The sequence below is a fragment of the Hydrogenophaga sp. PAMC20947 genome (assembly GCF_004795855.1).
GTDB lineage: Bacteria > Pseudomonadota > Gammaproteobacteria > Burkholderiales > Burkholderiaceae_C > Hydrogenophaga.
The window spans coordinates 893703-912871 of the sequence record NZ_CP039252.1 but is presented as its reverse complement, the minus strand read 5'-3'; the positions used below and the strand labels follow the sequence as shown (position 1 = coordinate 912871).

Annotated in this window: 16 protein-coding genes; 11 read left to right on the top strand and 5 right to left on the bottom strand. The window is 63.2% G+C overall.

The annotated features are described in order from the left end of the window. Nucleotides 1–14: 14 nt before the first annotated feature. Complete coding sequence (locus E5678_RS04170) at nt 15–2354, bottom strand: YgiQ family radical SAM protein (protein WP_136177356.1); 2340 nt, start codon at nt 2352–2354, stop codon at nt 15–17. Nucleotides 2355–2584: 230 nt separating this feature from the next. Between E5678_RS04170 and E5678_RS04165 the strand changes: the two genes are divergently transcribed. The 4 genes from E5678_RS04165 to E5678_RS04150 all read left to right on the top strand — a co-directional run bounded on the left by E5678_RS04165 (nt 2585) and on the right by E5678_RS04150 (nt 6760). Continuing rightward, nucleotides 2585–3172 (top strand): polymer-forming cytoskeletal protein, encoded by a 588-nt coding sequence (locus E5678_RS04165; RefSeq protein ID WP_136177355.1) that lies wholly within the window; start codon nt 2585–2587, stop codon nt 3170–3172. A gap of 449 nt (nt 3173–3621) precedes the next feature. Then, entirely contained in the window at nt 3622–5319 is a 1698-nt protein-coding gene (locus E5678_RS04160; protein ID WP_136177354.1) for an AAA family ATPase, read from the top strand. A 7-nt stretch (nt 5320–5326) separates the two neighbouring features. Then, nucleotides 5327–6061, top strand: coding sequence for a general secretion pathway protein GspB (locus E5678_RS04155; protein ID WP_136177353.1), 735 nt, complete (start codon nt 5327–5329; stop codon nt 6059–6061). A 69-nt stretch (nt 6062–6130) separates the two neighbouring features. Then, nucleotides 6131–6760 carry an ATP-binding cassette domain-containing protein gene (locus E5678_RS04150; protein ID WP_247596910.1) on the top strand — a complete coding sequence of 210 codons (630 nt, stop codon included), beginning with the start codon at nt 6131–6133 and terminating at the stop codon, nt 6758–6760. 10 nt (nt 6761–6770) lie between these two features. Here the strand turns inward: E5678_RS04150 and E5678_RS04145 are convergent, their stop codons facing one another. Continuing rightward, the gene (locus E5678_RS04145; RefSeq protein WP_136177352.1) at nt 6771–8018 is read right to left on the bottom strand and encodes an alpha/beta fold hydrolase; all 1248 of its coding nucleotides are present in this window, start codon (nt 8016–8018) and stop codon (nt 6771–6773) included. Between the two features lie 201 nt (nt 8019–8219). On the opposite strand from E5678_RS04145, the gene E5678_RS04140 reads away from it, so the two are divergent. From E5678_RS04140 to E5678_RS04125, 4 genes are read left to right on the top strand one after another with little or no spacing between them, the layout of a single operon-like run. Then, nucleotides 8220–9395: an ABC transporter permease gene (locus E5678_RS04140; RefSeq protein WP_136177351.1), complete on the top strand. Its 1176-nt coding sequence runs from the start codon at nt 8220–8222 to the stop codon at nt 9393–9395. Next, the gene (locus tag E5678_RS04135; RefSeq protein WP_136177350.1) at nt 9392–10225 is read left to right on the top strand and encodes an ATP-binding cassette domain-containing protein; all 834 of its coding nucleotides are present in this window, start codon (nt 9392–9394) and stop codon (nt 10223–10225) included. Before E5678_RS04140 ends, E5678_RS04135 begins: the two co-directional genes overlap by 4 nt. 13 nt (nt 10226–10238) lie before the next feature. Continuing rightward, the gene (locus E5678_RS04130; RefSeq protein ID WP_136177349.1) at nt 10239–11264 is read left to right on the top strand and encodes an MlaD family protein; all 1026 of its coding nucleotides are present in this window, start codon (nt 10239–10241) and stop codon (nt 11262–11264) included. A gap of 4 nt (nt 11265–11268) precedes the next feature. Further along, entirely contained in the window at nt 11269–11922 is a 654-nt protein-coding gene (locus E5678_RS04125; RefSeq protein ID WP_136177348.1) for an ABC-type transport auxiliary lipoprotein family protein, read from the top strand. An 87-nt stretch (nt 11923–12009) separates the two neighbouring features. Here E5678_RS04125 and E5678_RS04120 read toward each other — a convergent pair whose 3' ends face one another. Together E5678_RS04120 and E5678_RS04115 are read right to left on the bottom strand one after the other, a co-directional pair. Then, on the bottom strand, nt 12010–12297 hold the full coding sequence (locus E5678_RS04120) for a putative quinol monooxygenase (protein WP_136177347.1): 288 nt from the start codon (nt 12295–12297) through the stop codon (nt 12010–12012). 116 nt (nt 12298–12413) lie between these two features. After that, a complete protein-coding gene (locus tag E5678_RS04115; RefSeq protein WP_136177346.1) occupies nt 12414–13577 on the bottom strand; it encodes an acyl-CoA dehydrogenase family protein in 1164 nt (387 codons plus the stop codon). 135 nt (nt 13578–13712) lie between these two features. Here E5678_RS04115 and E5678_RS04110 point away from each other — a divergent pair, with 135 nt between their 5' ends. Together E5678_RS04110 and E5678_RS04105 are read left to right on the top strand one after the other, a co-directional pair. Further along, complete coding sequence (locus E5678_RS04110; RefSeq protein ID WP_136177345.1) at nt 13713–14918, top strand: acetyl-CoA C-acetyltransferase; 1206 nt, start codon at nt 13713–13715, stop codon at nt 14916–14918. Between the two features lie 115 nt (nt 14919–15033). Continuing rightward, entirely contained in the window at nt 15034–17178 is a 2145-nt protein-coding gene (locus E5678_RS04105; RefSeq protein ID WP_136177344.1) for a 3-hydroxyacyl-CoA dehydrogenase NAD-binding domain-containing protein, read from the top strand. A gap of 9 nt (nt 17179–17187) precedes the next feature. Here E5678_RS04105 and E5678_RS04100 read toward each other — a convergent pair whose 3' ends face one another. Beyond that, nucleotides 17188–18120: a carbon-nitrogen hydrolase family protein gene (locus E5678_RS04100; protein WP_136177343.1), complete on the bottom strand. Its 933-nt coding sequence runs from the start codon at nt 18118–18120 to the stop codon at nt 17188–17190. Between the two features lie 163 nt (nt 18121–18283). On the opposite strand from E5678_RS04100, the gene fabG reads away from it, so the two are divergent. Next, complete coding sequence (fabG, locus tag E5678_RS04095) at nt 18284–19027, top strand: 3-oxoacyl-ACP reductase FabG (RefSeq protein WP_136177342.1); 744 nt, start codon at nt 18284–18286, stop codon at nt 19025–19027. The last annotated feature ends 142 nt before the right edge of the window (nt 19028–19169 follow it).

The following is a 19169-nucleotide window of genomic DNA, read 5'->3' as shown; positions in this document are numbered from 1 at the left end:
GCCAGCGAAGACCTTCAGGGGTTGCGGCGTTTCTTGCCAAGGCCTGCGGCCGGCTTGGCTGGACCGCCTTTTTCGCGCGGTGGCAAGCCCGTGTGTTGCGTGAGCAAGCGGCCTTTGGACGGCTGGACTGCCGCTTTGCCCACGGGCGTGCTGTTCTTGCGCCGCGCGCTCGAATAGCTGCCGTCCGTCATGGGCTGGAAGGTGGGAATGAGGTGGTGTTTGCCGTTGCCGATGAGGTCGGCACGGCCCATGGTTTTCAAGGCATCGCGCAACAAGGGCCAGTTGTTGGCGTCGTGGTAACGCAAAAACGCCTTGTGCAACCGGCGGCGCTTGTCGCCTCGCACGATGTCCACCCGCTCGGCCCGCTCGGGGTCGCGGCTGAGACCCTTGAGCGGGTTCATGTTGGTGTGGTACATCGCCGTGGCGGTGGCCATGGGGCTGGGATAGAAGGTTTGCACCTGATCAGCGCGGAAACCGTTGCGCTTGAGCCAGAGCGCGAGATTCATCATGTCTTCGTCGCTGGTGCCCGGGTGGGCGGCGATGAAGTACGGAATCAGGAACTGTTTCTTGCCCGCCTCTTCGCTGTACTTGTCAAACATCTGTTTGAACTTGTCGTAATTGCCAATGCCGGGCTTCATCATTTTCGAAAGCGGGCCACCTTCGGTGTGCTCGGGTGCGATCTTGAGGTAGCCACCCACGTGGTGTTGCACCAGCTCTTTCACGTATTCCGGGCTCTTCACCGCCAGGTCGTAGCGCAGGCCAGAGCCGATCAACACCTTTTTGACGCCGCGCAGCTCACGGGCGCGTTTGTAAATTTTGACCAGCGGCGCGTGGTCGGTGTGCAGGTTGGAGCAGATGCCAGGGTAGACGCAGCTGGGCTTGCGGCAAGCGGCTTCGATTTCAGGGGTCTTGCAGCCCAGCCGGTACATGTTGGCCGTGGGGCCACCAAGGTCGGAGACGATGCCGGTGAAGCCTTCCACCTTGTCGCGCATGTCTTCCACTTCGCGAATGATGGAGTCTTCGGAGCGGCTCTGGATGATGCGGCCTTCATGCTCGGTGATGGAGCAAAAGGTGCAGCCGCCGAAGCAGCCGCGCATGATGTTCACGCTGAAGCGGATCATTTCCCAGGCGGGGATCTTGGTGGCGCCGTCGTGCTTGCCGTGTTCGTCGGCATACGAGGGGTGAGGCCCCCGAGCGTAAGGCAGGTCAAACACAAAATCCATTTCGGCCGTGGTCAGCGGGATGGGTGGCGGGTTGAGCCATACATCGCGTGCCGTGGTGCCTTCGCCGTGGGCCTGCACCATCGCACGGGCGTTGCCGGGGTTGGTTTCCAGGTGCATCACGCGGTTGGCGTGGGCGTAGAGCACGGCGTCGCTCTTGATCTTCTCGTAGCTCGGCAAGCGGATCACCGACTTGTCGCGCGGCGGCACCTTGAGGCGCCCAGCCAAGGCCGGGTTGGCCACAAACTGCATCACCTTGGCGCCCTGCTCCAAGGCATTCGGCGCTGATTCGCCCTCTTCCTTGGCGCAGCTCTGGCCTTGGGCCTGGGCTTGTTCGCTGGTGGTCTGGTACGGGTTGATGTGGGCGTCCACGCGGCCGGGCATGTCGACCTCGCTGGAATCGATCTCGATCCAGCCTTCGGACGTCGGGTCGGCCGGGCGGCGCACGAAGGCTGTGCCGCGCACATCGGTGATCTGATCAACCGTTTCTTTGCCCGCCAGCCGGTGGGCAATTTCAACCAGCGCGCGCTCGGCGTTGCCGTAGAGCAGCAAGTCGCATTTGGCATCGACCACGATGCTGCGGCGCACTTTGTCGCTCCAGTAGTCGTAATGGGCAATGCGGCGCAGGCTGCCTTCGATGCCACCCAGAATGATGGGCACCTCTTTGAACGCTTCGCGGCAGCGCTGGCTGTAGACCAAAGCCGCGCGATCAGGGCGCTTGCCACCGATGTCGCCGGGGGTATACGCGTCGTCGCTGCGGATTTTTCGATCGGCCGTGTAGCGGTTGATCATGGAATCCATGTTGCCCGCGGTCACGCCCCAGAACAGGTTGGGCTTGCCCAATACCTTGAACGGCTCAGCGCTTTGCCAGTCGGGCTGGGCAATGATGCCCACGCGAAAGCCCTGGGCTTCCAGCACGCGCCCGATCACCGCCATGCCGAAGCTGGGGTGGTCCACATAGGCGTCGCCCGTGACCAGAATAATGTCGCACGAGTCCCAGCCGAGCTGCTCCATCTCAAAGCGACTCATAGGCAAAAATGGCGCAACCCCGAACCGCTTCGCCCAGTAAGGGCGGTAGCTGTTGATGGGTTTGGCGGCGCGCGCGAAAAAGGAAACGTCGACGGGGGCGTTCATAGGGAGAACCTCTGGGGTAACCTTCAAGTGTAAGGTTCATGGCATGCACGTGCTTGTCAAAGGGCATTCAACCGATCAACGGAGCCACCTTGCCTGAGGGGCGCCGCGAGCGCATACCCTTGCCGCAACAGGATGTACTGTGCTTCCCGTTACCACTCTTACGGTACAGCCCAGAATGTAAGCCACGCGGCCTTTAGCATGGACGCTTCACTTTAGAAGGAGCACCACGCATGGCACTGCATTTTGGAAAACGCGAAACCGAACAAGCCAAGCCCCTGAATTCAGGCTTGAACACCCCCCAGCGCTATGGCATGGGCAGCACCGGCGCATCTGCGGTGACCACCCCGTCGAGCAGCCAGAATGACAGCCCGGCGACAAACACCCCTGTGTCCTCAGCCAGCCAGAGCTCCGGCCACACCGCCGAAGGCGGCAGCAAGCTGACAGTCGGGCCCAATATCAAGCTCAAGGGCGTGGAAATCACCGACTGCGACACGCTCGTGGTCGAAGGCCTGGTCGAAGCCACGATGGACTCCCGGGTCATCCAGATCGCTGAGCAAGGTGCGTTCAAGGGATCAGCAGAAATCGATATCGCCGAGATCCGGGGCGTGTTCGACGGCAACCTGACCGTGCGCCAGAAGCTGGTGATCTACGCCACCGGCAAAGTCACAGGCAAGATCCGCTACGGCAAGGTCGTGATCGAAGAAGGCGGCCAACTGTCGGGCGACATCGAATGCTCGGTGTCCACAGCAAGCAAATCCTCAAGCACCGCCACCAGCACCGGCAGCGGCAGCAAGCCATCGATGGCCTTGGCCGCCTGACCGTCGGAAAGACATTCCACCATTTAGGTCCATCGGGCCGTGAACCTGGCCGATCTTTGGCTGGCCAAATGGCGCAAGGACTGATCGCGGTTTCACGCCACGCGACTTGAAGGCAAGAATGGCTTTCTGATTTTTCCAACGGCCACCCTGCGTGGCCGTTGGCATTTCCGCCTGGTGCAACCATTGGGCGATCTCTCGTGGCATTGGTCTCAGGGACCCGCGCTCCCTGTCCACCCAGAGCGCCACACCAGATGAACGGCCGAGAGGCCTGTCGGTGGGCAATCCCGCCGCAAGCGCCTCACGTCAAGCCACCACGCCTTGTCCGCTACAACAAGAGAGGTACGCGAAAGAACCGGGTGCGATGCATGGCACCACAAGCGACCCTTCTTTCGCAGAGCGCCTTATCGAGCAAGGTAAATTTCACATACGCGCCCCGTTATGCTTACTGCATGTACGCCGCGTTTTTTGGTCTGACGCAACCACCCTTCTCCATTGCCCCTGATCCGCGCTATCTCTACCTGAGCGAGCGCCACCGGGAGGCATTGGCACATCTGCTCTACGGCATGGAGAGCGGCGGCGGCTTCGTGCTGCTGACCGGTGAAATCGGCGCAGGCAAGACCACGGTGTGCCGCGCGGTGCTGGAACAGCTGCCCGCGCAAGCCCGGGTTGCCTACATCTTCAATCCCAAGCTCACGGTTGGCGACCTGCTGCAAACCATCTGCCACGAGTTTGGTGTCGCGGTGCACCCCCAAGGGCCAGGCCCGGCAACGATCAAGGACTATCTCGACCCGCTCAACGCCCATCTGCTGGCCAGCCATGCCGCGGGGGAGCACAACGTGCTCATCATCGACGAGGCACAAAGCCTCTCCCCCGACGTGCTGGAGCAGCTTCGCCTGCTCACCAACCTAGAGACCAATGAACGCAAACTGTTGCAGATCATCTTGATCGGGCAGCCGGAACTGCGACAGATGCTGGCCCGGCCCGAGCTGGAGCAGCTCACACAGCGGGTGATCGCGCGGTTTCACCTGGGTGCGCTCAACGAAAGCGAAACTGGGCAATATGTGGCCCACCGGCTGGCGGTCGCCGGCTGGAAAGGAGGCGCCATCCTGGAACCCGATGCGCTGCGCCTGGTTTTTAAGCTGACGGGGGGCGTGCCCAGGCGCATCAACCTGTTGTGTGACCGGGCGCTGCTGGGTGCCTACGCGTCAAAGAAGAACCAGGTCAGCGCAAAGATGGTCCAACAGGCCGCAAGCGAAGTCTTTGGCGAGCAGCCCCATCAAGGCACCTCGTCCCGCTTCTCCGCCAACCGTTTCGGCTGGGGCAGTTTGGCACTGGGTGCACTGGCGGGGGCTGTGGCCGCAGGTGCACTGGCGTGGTGGTGGCAGGCTCCAGCGGCAACGGGTGCTGTGGCCGCTGTGGCCAACTCAGCCCAACCGGCGTTGGCTTCACCGTCCACAAAAGCAGAAACACCGTCCAACCCCAAGGCAACCTCCGAAGAATCCGAAAATTCGACCGCCGTGCTTGAACCCAACCTGGATCGCCTGCCGCCGGGCCCGCCACCCAAAGAGGCCTGGATCGCCAGCGAAGACGAAGCATTTCGCGCTCTGGGCCTGCGCTGGGGCACCACACTGGTGCGCAAAGAGCCTTGCCTGGAAGCACGCGAGCACCGACTGCAGTGTTACCGCACGCCTCGCATGACTGTGAACGGCCTGCGCCAACTGGACCGCCCCGCCGCGCTGAAACTCCAGCTGCCGGGCCAAGGCAGCGGGTTTGTTCTGGCGACGACTATTTCCGATACCGCTGTGGAACTCAGCAATGGATCGCAGCAGTGGCGCATGCCACTGACCGCACTCTCCAGCGTCTGGTCGGGCTACTACGTGACCCTGTGGCGCACACCGCCAGGGCAACAGGGCCGCCTCAACAACGGCTTTGTGGGGCCTGCCGCCGAATGGATGGAAGCACGCCTGGACACCCTGCAAGCGGCACAACAACTGCCCGCCACGGCCAAGACGCTCAAAGACAAGGTCGAGGCGTTCCAGGCCGCCCAGGGTCTGGAAGTCAACGGAAGGGCCAGCCCCACCACCCTCATCATGATCAACCGTGCTACCGGCGTGGAAGAGCCTCGTTTGGCGCTCGCCAAACCCTGAATCCCGCATGTCCTACATCCTTGACGCCTTGAAACGGGCCGACGCCGAACGCGGCGCAAACCCCACCCATGCGCTGTCCCAGCCCGCAACCGACGCCAGCAACCCAACCGGCGCATCGCCACAGCCGGCGCGGCGCAACCGGCGCGCCTGGGGCGTATTGATCGCGGTGCTGCTGCTGGGCGGGGCTGCGGCCCTGGGCTGGCAGCGCTGGGGAGGGATGGCGCCTGGAGTCAACCCAATGACCTCGGCCACAGCATCTGCGGATGCAGCAGGGAACAGCGCATCGGCCCCACCGGTCGCGCCACCACCTGTTGCCGCGCCCGAGCCCACGCCAGCAACGACACCTGCACCGGCCACCACTCCCGCGCCCATCCTGCCGGTTCTCGCCAAGGCTCCGCCCGCACCGCCGCCACCGCGGCCCCCTGTGCCCCCCTCAGAAGCGCCTGCACCTGAAGCGCCCACTGAGACCCAGCCGCTGCAGCCACTAACGCGCCCACCATCCGAAGTGCCCGCGACCCCTGGAGCGCTCCCTGAGCTGTCCGCCTCTGCCCGAGCTGCCTTGCCCGAGATCCAGGTCAGCGGCTCTTCCTACTCGACGAACCGAGAACACCGCATGTTGATTGCAAACGGCCAGGTGGTCAAAGAAGGGCAAGAACTCTCGCCCGGGCTGACCCTGGAGGTGATCGGCCCACGCAGTGCCGTGTTCAACCACCGCGGCACACGCTTCAACATCAACTACTGAATCTGCACCAGGAGCGCAGTCCTCTGCTCGCCGATGGCCAGCTTGGCTGCCGTCCGTTGACATACCGCCATGAACGCCTCCACACCAGCGATCGTTGTTCGCACCCATGCCCTGTCCCATGGCTGGCAGGGCCGCCCCCTGCTGGTGGGCCTGGATCTGAGCATCCCGGCTGGTGTCACGCTGGTGCGTGGCGATGAGCAAACCGGCAAGACCACGTTGCTGCGCTTGCTGGCGGGCGAGGTCCTGCCGGACGCCGGGCAGATCGAAACACTTGGGCAGTCGCCAACCCATTCACTGGCGCTTTACCAGCGGCTGGTTTTTCGCTGCGATCCCTTCAGCGACGCGCTGGACCAGACCAGCGCGAGCGCGTGGTTCGAGGGTCTGCCCACGCGCTTCAGCGACTTCAACAAGACCGTGCTGGGCGATCTGATCGCGGGTTTTGCCCTGACCCCTCATTTGCACAAGCCGCTGTACATGCTGTCGGCAGGGAGTCGACGCAAGGCCTGGTTGTGCGCCGCATTTGCGTCAGGCGCCCCGGTGATTCTGATCGACCAACCCTTTGCCGCGCTGGACGGCCCGTCGATGCGCTTGCTGCGCGAGGTGCTGCAAGAAATGGGTGAGCACCCGAGCCGCGCCTGCGTGCTGGCCGACTACGAAGCGCCAGCGGATGTGCCGTTGGCCTGCGTGATCGATTTGTAAGGCTCTGCCCTCACAGTTCACCCGCCCGGGTGATGATCTCGACCTCGGCATGCAAGGTCTGATGAACCGGGCAGCGATCGGCCATCTCCATCAAACGGGCGCGCTGCTCTTCGCTCAGATCGCCCTTGAGCTCCACCACCCGAACGATGCGGTCGATGCGGCCGTCTTCGGTTTCGCACGCGGCGCAGTCACTGGCATGCACCTTGTCATGCACCAGCGCCACCCGCACCGATTCCAGCGGCCAGCCCTTGCGGTTGGCGTACATGCGCACGGTCATGGCGGTGCAAGCGCCCAGTGCGGCATTGAGCATTTCGTAGGGCGCAGGACCTTCGTCGTCACCACCCATGGAAGCGGGTTCGTCCATCAGAAACTGGTGGCGCCCCGCCGCAACGGTCTGGGTGAATCGGCCCGTGCCACGCTCGGACACCAGCACCACCCCATCGTCGGCCGCAGAAGTCCCCGCCTGGGCAGCCCCTTTCGGGGCCACAGGCAGCTCGGCTGGGTCGACATAACGGCGGGCCCAGGCCGCAATCACACCGGCAGCAAATCGCGCATCTTCTGCACGGTTGAGCAAGTGGTCGGCACCATCGAGGGCCACAAAAGACTTGGGGTGCCGCGCGGCGTCAAAGATGCGGCGCGCGTTCTCCACGTTCACGGTGTCGTCGTCAGGCGCATGCAACACCAGCAATGGGCGCCCCAGGTTCCGGATGCGTTCGCTTTGCGGCTGGTCCGCCAGGTCTTCCACAAACGAGCGCTTCACCGTGAACCGGCGGCCACCCAACAGCACCGAAGCCTCGCCTTGCGATTCGATCACGGCGAGCTCGCCGCCCAGCTGGTGGGTGACGTGGGCGGGGTCACAAGGCGCGCCCAGCGTGGCCACAGCTTTGCAATCGCGCACGCGCGCCGCGGCGGCCAACACCGCCGCACCGCCCAGGGAATGCCCGATGAGCAGGGCGGGGGCGCCGTGCTGCGCCCGCAACCAGTCGGCTGCGGCCACCAGGTCGTCCACATTGGAGCTGAAATGCGTGTTGGCAAAGTCGCCGCCGCTGCCGCCCAGGCCGGTGAAATCAAACCGCAAGACGCCAAAACCCGCCTCGGTCAACGCACGGGCGACAAAGGCCGCAGCTTTGCTGTCTTTGGAGCAAGTGAAACAGTGCGCAAACACGGCCCAGGCTTGCGGGTGGACATCGGGGGTATCCAGCCTTCCGGCCAGCGGCTCGCCCTGGCTACCGGTGAATTCAATGCGTTGACTGGGCATGTTGGTATTCCTCTCGGCTCCCCTGGAGCCATTTCAAAAGACAAAACTCGGCGATCAAAGCGCCGCCACCGTATGGAGATGAGTCGCGCGAGGTGGTGAAATCTGACAGTTGGCCAGAAAACAACTCAAGGATCAAACGCATATGATGAGACCGCGAGCCGTCAGCACACGCTCTGTGCTTGCTGGCCCTCCCTTCCAACCATGTCAAACGCCCAACCCAAAAACGCCGCCCCCCCACTGGCCTCCGACCCTTCTGCCAACGCGCCGCGCGTTGAGCGCCGGGACGGCCCCGGCGGCCCAGCGTGGTGGGTTCTTGGAAGGTGGACCGCGGCTAAGCTGGCCAACGCGCCGCAGTGGCGCGCCTTGCAAGCGACATGGCCCGACACTGCTGCGGCAGGCGATGCCACCCCGTGGAACTTGACCAGCGCCGAGGCCATCGACCATGTCGGTGCTCAGATGCTGTGGGGCCGCTGGGGGCAGCGCTGGCCGCAACACCTGGAAATCAGCCCTGCCCAGCAGGCACTTCTGGAACGCGTGGCGCGGTTCACCCGGGCGCCCGATCCACCCAAAACCGTCACGCTGTGGCAGCGATACCTCTCACTCGGCGACGGTGTGCTCGGCCTGCTGTCCCACCTGCACAGCTTCGTTCTGCTGCTGGGGCAACTGGCGTTGGACTTGGTCCGTTTGCTGCGCGCGCCTTGGCGCGGGCCTTGGCGTGACATTTCGGGCCACCTGTACCATTTCGGTGCCACCGCCTTGCCCATCACCGCACTGGTCGGATTTCTCATCGGCGTGGTTCTGGCGTACCTGAGTGCGCAGCAGCTCAAACAGTTCGGCGCCGACGCCTTCATCGTCAACTTGTTGGGCGTCTCGCTGGTGCGTGAGCTGGGCCCCATGCTGGCGGCCATCCTGGTGGCGGGCCGCTCCGGCTCTGCCATCACGGCACAGATCGGCGTGATGCGGGTGACCGAAGAACTCGACGCCATGCGGGTGATGGGGATTCCGCTGGGATTTCGCCTGGTGATGCCACGCGCCTTGGCGCTGGCCATTGCCATGCCGTTGATCAGCGTGTGGACGACCCTGGTGGCCCTGCTGGGTGGCATGGTGGCCGCCGACATTGCTTTGGGCGTTTCCCCCACCTATTTCGTACAGGCGTTGCCTTCGGCGGTGGACGTGGCCAACCTCACCCTGGCGGTGGGCAAGACCGTGGTCTTTGGTCTGCTCATCGCCCTCATTGGTTGCCACTTCGGCTTGCGCGTGGAGCCCAATACAGAAAGCCTGGGCAAAGGTACCACCGCTTCGGTGGTCACGTCGATCACCGTGGTGATCATTGTCGACGCGCTGTTCGCCATTGCATTCAGGGACATTGGCGTATGAGCACTGCACCCACCCGCGGCACCGACCCGACCCTCGCCGTCGACGTTCAAGGACTTTGGACGGTTTATGGCGGCGGCAACTCACCTGAATTTGTGGTCCACAAGGATCTTGACCTGCAAGTGGCCCAGGGGGAAATTCTCTCGTTGGTCGGCGGGTCGGGCACCGGAAAAACAACCCTGCTGCGGCAAATTCTGGGACTGGAAACGCCCAGAAAGGGGCGCATCACCGTCATGGGCCAAGCGCTCTCCGATGCCGACCCTCGCACCGCGGCCAGCCGCGTCGGCATGCTCTTTCAGCAAGGCGCGCTGTTCTCCGCTTTCAGCGTGCTGGACAACATCGCCTTCGCATTGCGCGAGGTGGGCCATTTGCCGTCGGGGCTGATGCGCGATGCCGCACTCACCAAACTGCAGATGGTCGGGTTGGAAGCCAAACACGCGACCAAAATGCCCTCCGACCTTTCGGGCGGCATGATCAAGCGGGTGGCTCTGGCCCGCGCCTTGATCATGGACCCGCCTTTGCTCCTGCTGGACGAACCCACCGCCGGCCTGGACCCAGAGGGCGCAGATGACTTCTGCAAACTGCTGAGCTCCCTGCACCGGGAACTGGGCCTCACCGTGATCATGGTGACCCACGATCTGGACACCTTGCTCGAACTGTCCACGCGCATCGCCGTGCTCGCCGATCAAAAAGTCGTGGTGGCAGGGCCCCCGCGCGAAGTCATCGCAACACCTCACCCGTTCATCCAGCACTACTTCGGCGGCGGTCGCGGACAGCGCGCCATGGTCTTGCTGGACGAACCTGCTCAAGGCGCACCAGCGCCCCACGCGTAAAGGAACTCCCCCTATGGAAAACAAAGCACACGCACTCGCCGCCGGGACATTTGTCCTGGTGGTGGCCGCGCTCCTCCTGGGCCTGGCGACCTGGCTGTCGCGCGACAAACAGGTCGGCGATGTCTACGAACTTTCAACGTCCGACGCCGTGACCGGATTGTCGGAACAGGCTGCGGTCCGCTTCCGGGGCATCACCGTGGGCAAAGTCACCCACATCGGATTCGACCCACTCAACAAAGGTCACGTGCTGCTGCGCATCAACGTCGACAAGGGCCTGCCCCTGACCCGCAGCGCCTATGGCACCCTGGGGTACCAGGGTGTGACCGGGCTGGCATTTGTGCAGCTCGACAACGATGGCGACTCCGATGTCACCCTCACCACCAATGAAGACGAGCCCACCCGCATCCCATTGCGGCCAGGTTTGTTGAGCAAGTTTGCCGACCAGGGCTCCTTCATTCTGGAGCAGGTGCAGCAGGTCTCGGAACGGGTGAGCGAACTGCTGTCACCCGCCAACCAGCAAGCCATCATAGGCAGCGTCAAAGCCATCGGCGACAGCGCCACGCAACTTGGCGCGGCTTCCGAACGCATTCAGGGCATTCTTGAAGCGCAGCTCGGACCGCAACGCACCGACATCCCCGCATTCATAGGTGACGCCCGAGCCACCATGAGCACACTGCAAACCACCGTCGCCGAGCTGAACACCACGGCCAAAGCCGCCACCCAAACCGCACAATCCCTCACCCAGATGGCGCAAGGCATCGCCGCCCCCGGTGGCATGCTGGAGCACTTGAGCGATACCAGCAAAGCCCTGGCCGACAGCGCCCGTGCCATCAACGAGACCGTGTTACCCAATGCAGCTCGCGCCGCCGACAGCGCCGCGCGCACCGCTGACGCCGCCACCCGCGCCGCACAAGGCTTGGACCGCGCCGTCGACACCTTCAATGACAACCCGCAGAGCCTGCTGTTTGGCCCCGGAAACCCCTCTCCCGGGCCCGGAGAGCCGGGCTTTGTGGCTCCGCAGCCCGCAGCCAAGGATTGACACCATGCACACCCCACTTCTTGTCTCGCCCGCTGTCCGGTCGTCGCACGGTGCCCTGCGCGCAACCGGCCAAGTGATCGCAGCGCTGTCCCTGACCGTGCTGGCGGCTTGCTCAACGCCCCAGGCGCCGGCCACCAAGACGGTCTACGACTTTGGTCTCACGCCCTCGGTTGTCGGGACGCCGCCGCCCCGCGCCACGCCAGCTGCCGCATTGCTGCTGGCCGATGTGCAAGCCCCCATGGCGCTGAACGCCACCGCCGTGCAATACCGCCTGAGCTACGACAACGACCAGGAACTCCGCCCCTATGCACTGGCGCGCTGGAGCATGGCCCCTGCCCAGTTGGTGCAGCAAAGACTCAAGCTCGCATTGAATGCCCGAGGCCCTGTGCTGGCTGAGGGGCAGGGTTCGCCATCGCACTCACTCAAGATTGAGCTCGAAGAGTTTGTCCAGGTGTTTGAGCAGCCGCAGTCCAGCCTGGGCCGGGTCAGCTTGCGCGCCACGCTGCTCAATGGCTCACAGCTGGTCGATCAGATCCGCGTGCGTTCAACCGCAGTGGCGCCGACCAACGACGCTGCGGGCGGCGTGCGTGCACTGACGCAAGCCACCGACGCCGCAGCCCAGCAATTGGTGACCTGGCTGGACCAGCAAAAACCCTGACCGAGGTTCACCAAAGCCTGTTCGCCCCAGCCGCCAATCAGAGAAGACGGGGGGCCTCAGATCAGTACGGCCGCTTCAGATGATCGTTTACGCCAGTTTTTGATACGCCAGAATTTCCGGTGGCGCGGCAAACAAGGGGGTGGCCTCGGCCACTGCTGCCGCCAGGTGTGGCGTGCTCATGTGCGTTTGGGCCGCTTCTGCATCCCGCCAGACTTCAACCGTCTGAAAGACATGGGGATGATCCGCTTGCTGGTACAGCTCGTAGGACACACAACCCGCCTCCTGTCGAGAGAGCGAGACCAAGGTCTCCAGGATCGTGGCGGTCTGGGCCGAAGCGCCGGGTTGAACGGTGATGCGTGCAAGCACGTAATGCATGGATGCCTCCTGTGATGGCGCGCCCGAAAAGGGCGCCCTGCATCGTAGACCGCTGAGCGGTGGCGCGTCACCCCATCTCTGTCTTTACCGGGACGCCGGCTGCGACCCGCAGCCGTTCAACGCCCGCCCAGCCCCATGCCCCTGGAGATCACTTCTTTCATGATCTCGTTGGTGCCACCGTAAATGCGCTGCACGCGCGCATCGGCATAAGCACGGGTGATCGGGTATTCCCACATGTAGCCATAGCCGCCGAAGAGCTGAACGCATTCGTCCATCACCTTGCACTGCAAGTCGCTGCACCAGTACTTGGCCATGCTGGCGGTGGCCGTGTCGAGCTTGTCGTGAGCGATGAGCTCGCAGCATTTGTCTACAAAAATGCGCGCCACCTGCACCTCGGTCTGCATCTCGGCAAGTTTGTACCGGGTGTTCTGCATGGCGCCCACGGTTGTACCAAACACCTTGCGTTCCTTGACGTAGTCCACGGTCCAGCCGATCGCGGCCTGCGCGGCCGCCACGGCACCGATCGCAATTTGCAGGCGTTCCCAGGGCAGCTGTTCCATGAGGCAGATGAAGCCCCGGTTCTCTTGCTCGGGTCCGCCCAGCAGCTGTTCGGCCGGCAACTTCACGTTGTCAAAGAACAGCTCGCTGGTGTCTTGCGCCTTCAACCCCAACTTCTTCAACCGCTTGCCTTTCTCGAATCCCGGTGTGCCGTGCTCAACCAGAAACAGGCTGGTGCCTTTGCCTCCCGCTGCCGGGTTGGTCTTGGCGACCACAATCACCAGATCGGCGTGCCATCCGTTGGTGATGAAGGTTTTGCTGCCATTGAGCAGGTAGCTGCCGTCGGCTTGCTTGATGGCGGTGCTTTTCACGCCCTGCAGATCGCTGCCAGCGGCCGGCTCGCTCATGGCAATGGCGCCCACCATCGCACCGCTTGCAAGCAAGGGCAGGTATTTGGCTTTCTGCGCCTCGGTGCCGTAGCGCAGGATGTACGGCGCCACGATTTCATTGTGCAATCCATAGCCTATGCCGCTGAAGCCCCCTGCGGCCAGCTCTTCCATCTGCACCACGGAATACAGCTTGTCGGCGTCGGAGCCGCCGTAAGCCTCGGGCATGGTCATGCACAGAAATCCGTTTTGCCCGGCTTTGCGCCAGACCTCGCGGTCCACATAGCCCTGCTCCTCCCAAGCGTCATGGAATGGCGCGATTTCCTTTTCCATGAAGCGGCGAAAACTGTCGCGAAAGGCTTCGTGATCGGGGGTGAAAAGGGTTCTTTCAATCATGGCGCTGTCACTTTCTTGACTGGTTTGATGGGTGTCGGCCTATTTATACAAAGCGATTGCTTGGCAAAAGTCTATACTGATCGGATCCATTCGCCTAGCCGGCCTTTGACTCGCCGGCTCTACAGGAGACAGCCCATGTCCGAAGCATTCGTTTACGACGCCATCCGCACCCCCCGTGGCAAAGGCAAGAAGGACGGCAGCCTGCACGAAGTCAAGCCAGTCAACTTGCTGGCAGGCGTGTTGCGCGACCTGCAGCGCCGCAGCGATTTCGACACCGCTGCAGTGGACGACATCGTGATGGGCGTGGTCTCACCGGTCGGCGAACAGGGCTCGGTGCTGCCCAAGGTGGCCGCACTCAAGGCAGGCTGGGACTGGCGCTGCTCGGGTGTACAACTCAACCGTTTCTGCGCCTCGGGCCTGGAGGCCGTGAACATGGCCGCCATGAAGGTCAAGAGCGGCTGGGAAGACCTGGTGGTGGCGGGCGGTGTGGAGAGCATGAGCCGGGTGCCGATTGGCTCGGACGGCGGCGCCTGGGCGCAAGACCCGGAAACCAACAGCGAAACGCTCTTTGTGCCGCAAGGCGTGGGCGCCGATCTGATCGCCACCATGGCCGGTTTCAGCCGCACCGATGTGGATGCCTTCGCCCTGGAGTCGCAACGCCGCGCCGGGTTGGCCCGCGCTGAGGGGCGCTTTTCTGGCTCCATCGTGCCGGTGAAAGACATTCTGGGCCAGATCATCCTGGCTGAGGACGAGTTCATCAAGCCCAACACCACCATGGAAGGCCTGGGCGGGCTCAAGCCCGCGTTCGAGCAGCTGGGCGCCATGGGTTTCGATGCTGTGGCGCTCCAGCGCTACCCGCAGGTCGAGCGCATCCACCATGTGCACCACGCCGGCAATTCCTCCGGCATCGTGGACGGCGCAGCCGCTGTGCTGATCGGCTCTGAGGCAGCGGGCAAGGCGCATGGACTGAAAGCGCGGGCGCGCATTGTGGCGGTGGCGCTCTCGGGCGACGACCCGACCATCATGCTCACCGGCCCGATGCCGGCCGCGCGCAAGGCACTGGCCAAGGCCGGGCTCACCATCGACCAGATCGACTTGTTTGAAGTGAACGAGGCTTTTGCCACCGTGCCCATGAAGTTCATGCAGGAAATGGGTGTGCCACACAGCAAGGTCAACGTGAACGGCGGCGCCATTGCCATGGGCCACCCGCTGGGTGCGACCGGCGCCATGATTCTGGGCACCCTGATCGACGAGCTGCACCGCACCGGAAAACGCTATGGCCTGGCAACGCTCTGCGTGGGCGGTGGCATGGGTATCGCAACGATTGTTGAGCGCGCCTGACGCGACCACCACACACCACCCCCGTTCGGGCTGAACCTGTCAAAGCCCACCTGCGAAACACCACGCCAGCCCTTCGACAGGCTCAGGGCCAACGGATCCCACGGAAATCAACTGCATGAAAACCATTCGCTACGAACTCGCCGATGGCGTTGCCACGCTCACCTTCGATGAGCCGGACTCTGCGGTCAACACCATGTGCGCCCAATGGCAGGCAGACCTGACCGAAGTCACGGCTCAGGTGTTGAAGGACAAGGAGCAGGTCAAAGGCATCGTGCTCGCCTCGGCAAAAAAGACAACCTTTTTTGCGGGAGCCGACCTCAAGGGCCTGATGCGCAACAAGGCCACCGATGCGGTGGCAGTGTTCAACGGGGTTGAACAGATGAAGCGGTGCTTCCGCACGCTGGAGACCCTGGGTGTGCCCGTGGTGACCTGTATCAACGGCTCGGCCCTCGGGGGTGGATGGGAAGTGGCTTTGATCGGGCATCACCGCATCGCCGTGGACAACCCCAAAATCCTGCTCGGCCTGCCCGAGATCACGCTGGGCCTGATCCCCGGCGCCAGCGGCATCACCAAAATGACGCGCCTGCTGGGTCTCATGGCCGCTCAGCCCTACATCCTGGAAAGCAAGCTCTTCAACCCGAAACAGGCGATGGAGCTGGGCCTGGTGCACGAGCTGGTGGCCGATGCCTCCGAGCTCCGAGCCCAGGCATTGGCCTGGATCAAAACGCACCCTGTCTCGATCCAGCCGTGGGACGACAAGGCCTACAAGATGCCGGGCGGCACGCCCAGCAACCCCAAGGTCGCCGCCGCACTGACCGTGGCGCCCGCCATGCTGAAGAAGACCACGCGGGGTCTTTACCCTGCGCCCGAAGCCGCGCTGGCCGCCATGGTGGAAGGCGCACAGGTGGACTTCGACACCGCGCTGCGCATCGAGTCGCGCTATCTGGCGCGCATCGCGGTGGGCCCGGTGGCCAAGAACATGGTCAACACCTTTTTCTTCAACATGAACGCCATCAAAAGCGGCCAGAGCCGCCCTGGAGACGCCCCGCGCTACCAGCCGAAAAAGGTCGGCATTCTTGGCGCCGGCATGATGGGCGCCGGCATTGCCTACGCCCAAGCCAGCCGCGGCATCACCACGGTGCTGAAAGATGTGTCAACCGAAGCAGCGGATAAAGGCAAGGCCTACACGGCCCAACTCACCCAGAAACGCGTGGCCAAGGGCCAGATGAGCACCGAGAAGCAGCAAGGCTTGCTTGACCTGATCACGCCCACCGCCAGTGCGATCGACCTCAAGGGTTGCGATCTCATCATCGAAGCCGTGTTCGAGCAACGCGAGCTCAAAGCCCTGGTGACGAAAGAAGCCGAACCCATGTTGGCCGAAGACGGCTTCTTCGCCAGCAACACATCCACACTGCCCATCTCCGGGCTGGCTCAAGCGAGTGCGAAGCCACACAAGTTCATCGGCATCCATTTCTTCAGCCCGGTCGACAAAATGAAGCTGGTGGAGATCATCCGTGGCAAAGGCACCGATGATCAAACGGTGGCCCGCGCCTACGACTATGTGCAGGCCCTGGGCAAGCTGCCCATCGTGGTGAACGATTCACGCGGGTTCTACACCAGCCGAACCTTTGGCACCTTCGTGATGGAAGGCGCGGCGATGCTGGGCGAAGGCATTCCCGCACCGGTGATCGAAAACGCGGCCATGCAGGCCGGTATGCCCGTGGGGCCGCTGGCGGTGCTGGACGAAACCGCTCTGTCACTGTCGGTGCATGTGCTGGAGCAGACCCGCCTCGACGTGCAACAGGAAGGCGGGCAGTACACGGCCACGCCGGGCGAGACGCTGGTGGAACAGATGGTGAAACAGAACGGGCGCAGCGGTCGCGCGGCGGGTGGCGGCTTCTACGACTACCCCCAGGGTCAGAAAAAAGTCTTGTGGCCGGAGCTGAAGAAGCTGTACGAGAAAGCCGACGTGAAATGGAACCTGCAGGAAGTGAAGGACCGCCTCCTCTACCGCCAGGCGGTGGAAACCGCGCGCTGCCTCAGCGAAGGCGTGCTCACCAGCGTGCACGACGGCAACATCGGCTCCATTTTCGGCATCGGTTTCCCTGCCTGGACTGGCGGCGCCCTGCAATTCATCTACAGCATGGGTGTGGATGCCTTCGAACAGCGCTGTGCCGTGCTGGCCACCCAGTTCGGCAAGGGCTTCGCACTCACCGACGCGGTAAGGGTCACGCTGCGCCAACACCAGCCGGTGTACTGAACGTCAACGTCAGCTGCCCTCCAGCCGCACCGCCTGCTGCGACGCGGTGTTCACACGCAGTGAAAATACGTCGGGCCGCGCGTAGTGGCCCACCGGGTCAAAATCCATCTGGGCCTGGGCCACGGTATCGAGATCAAGTTCGGCGGTGAGCAGCGCGTCGGCGTTGTAGACCGGTGCGGCCAACACCTTGCCCAGCGGGTCGATGATCATGCTGCCTCCCCGCATCAGCACCGTGTCGGGTGCTTCGGGCAATCGGTTGTTCATCGCATCGCCGGGGAACTGCGATCGCCGCAAGTGCTGACACGATGACAGCACAAAGCACCGGCCTTCCAGCGCGATGTGCTGCATGGTGCTGGCCCAGCTGTCGCGGTCGTCGGCTGTTGGTGCGCAGTACAGCGTGACACGCTGCTGGTACATGGCCATGCGCAAAGCTGGCATGTAGTTCTCCCAGCAGATCACCGCGCCCAGCTTGCCAAACGGGGTGTCCACCGCCCGCAGCGTGGAACCGTCCCCAAAACCCCAGACCAGGCGTTCCAACGCAGTCGGCATGAGCTTGCGGTGCTTGCCCAGCACCGCCCCATCGGGCCCCAGGTAAACCGCCGTGCAATACAGCGTGCCCCCATCGCGCTCGATGATGCCCATGCACACGTAGAGCTTGTGCTCACCCGCAGCCTTGGCCAGCTGTGCGATCTCAGGGCCGTCCATCGAAACAGCGGCCTTGAAATAATGCAGGTATTCGGCGCGGCCCTGGGGTGTTCGTGCACCGATGTAGATGTGGAAATCAGCACCCTTGGGGTAGCCCCCGATGAACGCCTCGGGAAACACCACCACTTGGGCGCCCTGCTTCGCCGCTTCGGACATGAGGTCAAGCGCGCGCAACACCGTCGCCGGCGTGTCGAACAAAACGGATGCGGTCTGGACAACGGCGGCGGTGAGCTTCATGGTGCTTCCTGTGGTTTGTGGCGGCGATAGGCAGATGCTGTCACGTCGGGCTCGAGGTCGTCAGCGTCGCAAAGGGTGGTTGCCGCAAAATGTCCCTTGTCGCGAGCGCACTCTCGTAGCCGCGCTGTCAGCCTCCTTTGTAACCTTCTTTCTACCCAACACCATGAAACGTCTTGACGGAAAAATTTCAATCATCACCGGCGCCGCACAAGGTATCGGCCTGGCCACCGCGCTGAAGTTCGCCGCCGAAGGCGCCACGGTCATCATTTGCGATGTCAAGCAAGCCGCCGTGGACGACGCTGTGAAGCAATGCGAGGCACTGGGCGCCACAGCCGTCGGCTTTGTGATGGACGTGACCCAACGCGACATGGTCGACGCCGTTGTGGCCCAGGTCAAAGAACGCTTTGGCCGCATCGACACCCTGGTCAACAACGCTGGCATCACACAAGACGCTCGGTTGCAAAAAATGACGCTGGAGCAATTCGACCGCGTGATCGATGTCAACCTGCGCGGCGTGTTCCATTGCGCCCAGGCCGTGGCCGATACCATGACCGCGCAAGGCAGCGGCGTGATTCTCAACGCCAGCTCGGTGGTCGGCATCTACGGCAACTTCGGACAAACCAATTACGCCGCCAGCAAATTTGGCGTGATCGGTTTCACCAAGACCTGGAGCCGGGAGCTCGGTCCCAAGGGCGTGCGTGTCAATGCGGTGGCGCCCGGCTTCATTTCAACCCCGATTCTCTCAACCATTCCAGAGAAAGTGATCCAGGAGATGGAGCAGCGCGTACCGCTGCGCCGCCTCGGCAAAGCCGAGGAAATCGCCAATGTCTACGCCTTCCTCGCCAGCGACGAGGCCAGCTACATCAACGGCGCGGTGATCGAAGTGTCGGGCGGCATGTCGGTCTGAGGCAACCGAGTCGGTGGCCCGAATAATTGGGGCGCCAGGCATACCCAGGGTGCAGCTTGCACACTGGGATTAATTCCTTTGAACTACCTTGGCGGAACGCCCGCACAACGCAAGGCTGTTTGCGCTTTATTCGCCCACTCGA